Here is a 6,115-nt window from a genome sequence, read left to right as displayed (position 1 = left end):
TCACCCACACTCAGATGCGAAGAGCCACATATCAGGGTGTACGCGGACAGCTGGTCCGCACTGCAACCCAGTTCGGATACCGAGCTCAAACCACCGAACTCCACGCGGTCATCAGCGGCGCCACTTGGAGCGCCTACCCCGGAATCCTCCAGGAAACCCGATACCTCAGAACCTGGTCAGTGGGGACGTAGGGATGCCGAAGTCACGACTCACCCGCGTTCTGTTGCGGGTACTCAATCTCGACCTGCTCGCGCAGGCTGTGCACGGCCTGGTCCGAGGCAGCGAGCTCAGACCGGCCGATTTCCCACGGAATGACACATGGCGGTTGGTGTCCCGGGTCCGGGCAGAGCACCCGGGCGATTGCGTCGCAAAGGCTTTCGACTTGGGCGTCATCAGCCCACACCACGGTCTCGATCCGCCAGTACCGTCGCGGACCGTTCGACCCTTCATCGGTGATCTGTCCCGGCACATCTACACCTCGTTTGACTCCAAAGATCGCGTCGCGGTCGGCGCGCTCTATTGCCCAACGAATAGTACGGCGACCGCCATGCGATGGGACACCACGCGGGGGCCGGCCTGACAGTCTTTTCGTGGTTGCGCTGCCAATGCGGCCGCATCTGACTCTCCAGATCCCGGCCAGCCTTACGAACTCGACCACACAGAACCCGACACCTGACCAGTAATAGTCTGCGTATTGCATCAGATGAATCATCCCTCGTACTTCTAACTCCCCATTCGCGCCCGGCAATGATCCTGGTCCCGACCACGAGTACGCCTCGACCACCGGGATTTACCAGTTCACCTCCGATGGGTTCCGGCGCTCCACCCTCCGCGCCGCGCTCGACCGCGCGATGAATCAAGCACTGTCACCCGACGATCGGAGCGGACCATCATGAAGCGCACCGTCGACTACCGCTGGCGTCTGGCCGAGCTTATGGCCGCACGCGGCATGCACAACACCACCGAACTGATCCCGCACCTGGCCGAACGCGACATCACCCTCTCCCGGCCGAAGGTCAACCGACTGGTTGCCCAGCGCCCCGAACGCATCTCCCTGCAAGTCGTTGCCGCTCTCTGCGACATTTTCGACTGCGGGCCCGACGACCTGCTCACCGTCACCGCCGCCAACGCCCGCGCCCGCAAGACCGGCACCATCCCGGCAGCGAATGTCGTCGACCTCGACCGGTCCGTCCGGCCACGCCGCGCCAACATCCTCGACGAATAGCCCCCGCCCACGAGGAGGACAATCAAGTGACCACGACCCCTGACGGCCTGTCCCCTCGTTCCACCCGACGCGGGCGACGACCACGTGCGGCCAGCTCCCGGGATGACCCCTGTGCCCGGTGTGGCCGCAACATCCCGCGCCTTGCGGCGCGCTGGCCCGAGGGGCGCCTGTGCTTCACCTGCTACAACACCGCGATCCACACCCACGGCACCTGCCCGAACTGCTGCCTGGACCGGCTCCTGCCCGGCCCGCCAGTAGCCGACGGCGAGCCGGTCGGCGGTACCTGCGCCGGCATCGACATCGACTTCCACTGCCAGCGCTGCGGCGTCGAAGCAGGCCATCACCGCGGCAACCTGTGCGCCCGCTGCGTGCTGCGCGAGGACCTGCACGCACTGCTCGGCGGCGCCCCCGAGAATCCCCCACTGGCCGGTCTCATCGACGCCCTGTGCGCCGCCGACCGGCCCGAATCGATCATCACCTGGAAACGCTCACCCAAGGTGCAGAGGCTGCTCACCGGGCTCGGTGAGGGGTCGATCCCCTGCACCCACGAAGGACTCGACACCGTCGGCGGCAATCCGGCCGAACATCTTCGTGCACTGCTACAGCACCACGATCTCCTGCCTCCACGGGATCCCTACTTGCCGCAGTTCGAACACCGGATCGCCGCGAAGCTCGACGGCTCGGCCGAGGAGGTCCGCCAGCCCGTCCATCGCTTCGCGACCTGGCACCACCTGCGCCGCATCCGGGACAAAGCTGCCGCTGGGACGCCCACCCGGGCACCGATCCATTCGGCTAAACAGGAGAATACCGAGACCATCAAGTTCCTGAGTTGGCTGCAAACGACCTATGGACGCACTGCCGCGACCTGCACCCAGCCCGACATCGACGAGTGGCTCGCCACCGGGCCCAGTACCCGACAACTGATCCGGACCTTCTTCGTCGTCGCTAAGAAGGCCCGACTCAACACGACCGTCACCGTTGGGCACCGTGCCGCCCGCAGCAGCCCGTCGTTGACTCAGGACCAGCGGATCGCGTGGATCTACGAACTCCTCACCGGTAACAGCGAGGCACTTCCCTACCGCGTCGCCGGCACACTCCTGCTCCTCTACGCCCGTCCCTCGCCAGAATCGTCACCCTGCAAGTCTCCGACGTCACGGACCAGCCCGACGGTATGGCGATCGCACTCGGCCCCCGTCCCACCGACGTGCCCGAACCATTCGCCGGACTCCTGCGAACCCACCTGGCCACGCGCCCGAACCTGCGCACCGGCGCCAGCGACGACAGCCCCTGGCTGCTGCCCGGCACTCTCGCCGGACGACACCTCCACCCCACCACCGTCGCCGACCGGCTCCGAAGCCTCGGCGTCAACCTGCGCGGAACACGCAACCGAGCCCTGGCCGAACTCGTCCTCGAATGCCCACCCTCACTCGTCGCCGACGCCCTGGGCCACAGCCACCAGGTCGCCTTCCTCCACGCCAATAAGGCAGCGGAACAATGGTCCCGCTATGTCGGCCGTTCCCTTCCCCACTGAAACCATCGACCTCATCCCACCCCGCCCAAGCTGCCCAGAGGCACCATCTGCGCCGGAATGGGGATCGGCGAGGCGCTCTCGTCAGCAAACTGCCCTGAGGTAGCGGATTGCGGCAATGCCAAAGTAGACAATCCTCACCTGCGGCGATGCCGTTTCGATGCGCGGATCGGCGCCCACTTTTTGTTGGGACTTTCGGGCTTCACACATTGGCGGCAACTTCTTGACCCTCGTTGAAGCGGCAATGACGGCCAGTCGAAGCGAACTCGCCGGGCATACGGTGGTTGCCCCGAGAACGAGCGGTGCCGAATAGGGTGACACCAGTCACATTGCGCTGTGTCAGGCGCCGACAAGGAGAACCTCGATGCCTCGTGCCCGCTTCGCCGCCACCCTCCTGGCGGCAGTGGCCGCAGCGACCACCTCGCTGGTCGCCGCACCAACCGCCTTGGCGACCAACCCCGCCACTCGGCCATCCCAGCCGGTCACCTATACAGCCGAAGTGGGTGGGGTGTATCAGATCACGCACCCAGGGCAGCCGTGGCCGGGCGTTGACGACTGGTCCTGCCAGCCCTCGCCTGAGCACCCCCGTCCGGTGATCCTCCTCCACGGAACGGGCGCGAACGGGGTCAACAACTGGGGAACGATCGCGCCGGCACTACTCAACGAGGGCTACTGCGTGTTCGCGCCCACCTACGGCGCCACCCCGCTGTTCCCCGGAATTGGCGCGACCCTACGAATGGCCGAGCATGTTGACGAGATGACCGCCTATCTTGACCGCGTCCTCGATGCCACAGGGGCCGATCAGGCCGATGTGGTGGGCCACTCTCAGGGGGTGACCGTGGGGATGCACCTGGCCAAGGTCACCCGCCCAGACCGGATTTCCACTGTGGCGTCGCTCGGGGGCTTCGCCGGCGGGACCGCGGAAGCAGGTCTCCCAGGTCTGGCCTCCCTCGCCACCGTGGTGGACCTCGAGGGCCTGGCCGCCGAGAACTCACGCAACCTCCCCGACGGCCCACTACCGATGCCCTTCCCATCAATGCTCGACATCAATCAGCATTCCCCGATAGGCCAGCTCCTCTTCAATGGCGGATCCCCGTTCCACGACGGCACCCGCTACACGCTCATCGCCTCGGCCCTCGACGGGCTCGTCCAGCCCGAGATGAGCTTCCCCGCAGGGGACCACCCGGGCGTGACGACGCACGTTCTCCAGAACACGTGCCGCCAGAACGGTGCTGATCATGCCGCGCTGTACGCCGATCCCCAGACCGTGGATCTGGTGCTCAACGCGCTGAACCCGGACAACGCCGTCACCCCGCGTTGCTGGCCCACCACGCCGATCGTGGGCGCGCTCGGGGCAGTGCCGGCACGCGGAGCAGTGTCTAGCAACTGACACACGGCTTTCGTGGTTCGTCATCCCCATACCCGCCAGGCAGCGAAGACCGACGTCACCAACGGGACACCCTCCCGCGGCACCGATACCGCCCGTCTCCTCAGATGATCCTCCACCGCGACACCGCCATCTCGCCACGCGACCAGTGCCGCCCGCACGTTGTGAGCAGCCTGCCTCGGCGTAAGAACGTGCGCGGAAGAATTACCCAGGATCGCCCCGCCTACCAACTCCAATACGCACGAACTTGATACGCAGACTGTCCAGTAGAAACGGCTGCGTGGGCGCTCCCCGCCCATAAAGAGAACCGCAGGATATTGTGCGGAAATGGCTAGAGCACTCTGGTGGGTCACATCTCTAGCTGCACTCACTTTCACGCTGTGGTTATCCACGACGTGGACCATGTCCGATCTGTCGATGGCATGCGCAAAAATAAATGAGAGCGACGGCGATTACGAGTGCACTGACCGCATAGTGGACGTCCTGGGAGCCTGGCCCATCCTTGGACTCGGATTCCTGCTGACGGCACCGCCTGCAGTTGCGGCATTCGCCCGCCGTAGGTGGGTCTCCTGGACGGCCGTGGCCATACTTGCAGGACTATCGATCATCGGTCTATCGACTGTCGACGGTTTCTGGGGGTCACTGATCTACGCCCTACCCCTGGCGGCGATAGTGCCCCGTGGGGTGGTGGGATTCGGATCGGCGTCTAGTCAGGCGCAGTGATCAACGAGTCGTTGCTGATCGTAGTCGCCACCGGCGTCGAGGGCGTGTTGCTTCGCGGCGATGACGCGTCGGAGTTGCGCCATCGAGGTCTCTGACAGGTAGCGGCGGGAGACCTGCCATTCGTCGTGCTGATCGATCACCACTGAGGTTGCCAGGCGCAGGAATGCGGCCGGGTTGGGGAAGATCTCCACGACGTCGGCGCGGCGCTTGATCTCCTTGTTCAGGCGTTCGATCGGGTTGTTGGACCAAATCTTCTGCCAGTGCCCCTGCGGGAACGCGGTGAACGCCAGGACATCGGTCTTGGCCTCCCGCATCATGGCGGTGACCTTGGGGAACGAGTCGGCGAATGTGGCGGTGACCTGGTCCCACTGCTCGGCCACATCGCCGGGGTCGGTGTGGGCGAAGATCGTCTTGACCGCCGCGGTCACCGCGGGGGCATGCTTGGAGGCCACGGCTCCGTGCAGGTTGCGCATGAAATGGACCCGGCACCGCTGCCACGAGGCGCCAACGAACTGCTGCGCCACCGCCGCTTTGAGGCCGGCGTGGGCATCGGAGATGACTAGATGCACTCCGGTCAGGCCACGTGCCTTGAGCGAGCGCAGGAACTCCGACCAGAATTCGAACGACTCGCTGTCACCGACGGCGGTGCCGAGCACTTCGCGGGTGCCGTCGATGGAGACCCCGGTGGCCACGACCAGGGCGTGAGAGACCACGTGCGCTCCGATCCGGACTTTGCAGAAGGTGGCGTCGGCGAACACGTAGGGGAATTCGGTGTGGGTCAGCGTCCTGGTGCGGAACTGCTCGACCTCGGCGTCCAGGTCGGCGCAGATGCGGGAGACTTCCGACTTGGAGATACCGGTATCCACACCGAGGGCGCGGACGAGGTCGTCCACGGCCCGAGTGGACACGCCGTGCACGTAGGCCTGCATGATCACCGCGTACAGGGCCCGATCGATCCGCCGGCGACGCTCGAGCAGGGCCGGGAAGAACGATCCTGCCCGTAGCTTTGGAATCTGTGCCTCGATGTCGCCCACCGGGGTCGAGATCGTCTTCGGGCGATGCCCATTGCGGTGGGTCGTGCGGCCTTCGGTGCGTTCGTAGCGGTCGGCGCCGATTTTCGCCGCGGCTTCGGCCTCAATCAGCGCCTGCAGGCCGGCCCGCACCAGCTCGGCGAACATGGCCTGCGGATCGGCGGCCAGCAGTGCGTCGAGCTGGGCGTGTGCGCCAGAATGGGACTGGGTCATCGCGTGGT

The 6,115-nt window shown here is 65.6% G+C and carries 5 protein-coding genes and 1 pseudogene; 4 read left to right on the top strand and 2 right to left on the bottom strand.

Annotation, left to right across the window (positions count from 1 at the left end; genetic code table 11):
• Positions 1–202 precede the first annotated feature (202 nt).
• Positions 203–469: a hypothetical protein gene (locus G6027_RS13570; RefSeq protein ID WP_182637631.1), complete on the bottom strand. Its 267-nt coding sequence runs from the start codon at positions 467–469 to the stop codon at positions 203–205.
• Between the two features lie 295 nt (positions 470–764).
• Between G6027_RS13570 and G6027_RS18950 the strand changes: the two are divergent.
• The 4 genes and pseudogenes from G6027_RS18950 to G6027_RS13555 all read left to right on the top strand — a co-directional run.
• Positions 765–896 (top strand): annotated as a pseudogene (locus G6027_RS18950) (site-specific integrase); the annotation flags it as partial.
• Positions 893–1,225, top strand: coding sequence for a helix-turn-helix transcriptional regulator (locus tag G6027_RS13565; protein ID WP_182637630.1), 333 nt, complete (start codon positions 893–895; stop codon positions 1,223–1,225). The pseudogene G6027_RS18950 and the gene G6027_RS13565, both read left to right, overlap by 4 nt.
• A 26-nt stretch (positions 1,226–1,251) precedes the next feature.
• A complete protein-coding gene (locus G6027_RS13560; protein ID WP_346995734.1) occupies positions 1,252–2,859 on the top strand; it encodes a hypothetical protein in 1,608 nt (535 codons plus the stop codon).
• 258 nt (positions 2,860–3,117) lie between these two features.
• Positions 3,118–4,143 carry an alpha/beta fold hydrolase gene (locus G6027_RS13555; protein ID WP_182637629.1) on the top strand — a complete coding sequence of 342 codons (1,026 nt, stop codon included), beginning with the start codon at positions 3,118–3,120 and terminating at the stop codon, positions 4,141–4,143.
• A 707-nt stretch (positions 4,144–4,850) separates the two neighbouring features.
• Here the strand turns inward: G6027_RS13555 and G6027_RS13550 are convergent.
• A complete protein-coding gene (locus G6027_RS13550; protein ID WP_182637628.1) occupies positions 4,851–6,107 on the bottom strand; it encodes an IS256 family transposase in 1,257 nt (418 codons plus the stop codon).
• Between the last annotated feature and the right edge of the window lie 8 nt (positions 6,108–6,115).

Source organism: Dietzia sp. SLG310A2-38A2, assembly GCF_014145095.1.
Taxonomy (GTDB): domain Bacteria; phylum Actinomycetota; class Actinomycetes; order Mycobacteriales; family Mycobacteriaceae; genus Dietzia.
Note: the sequence above shows the minus strand (reverse complement) of the source record. Positions and strands in the feature narration are given on the sequence as shown.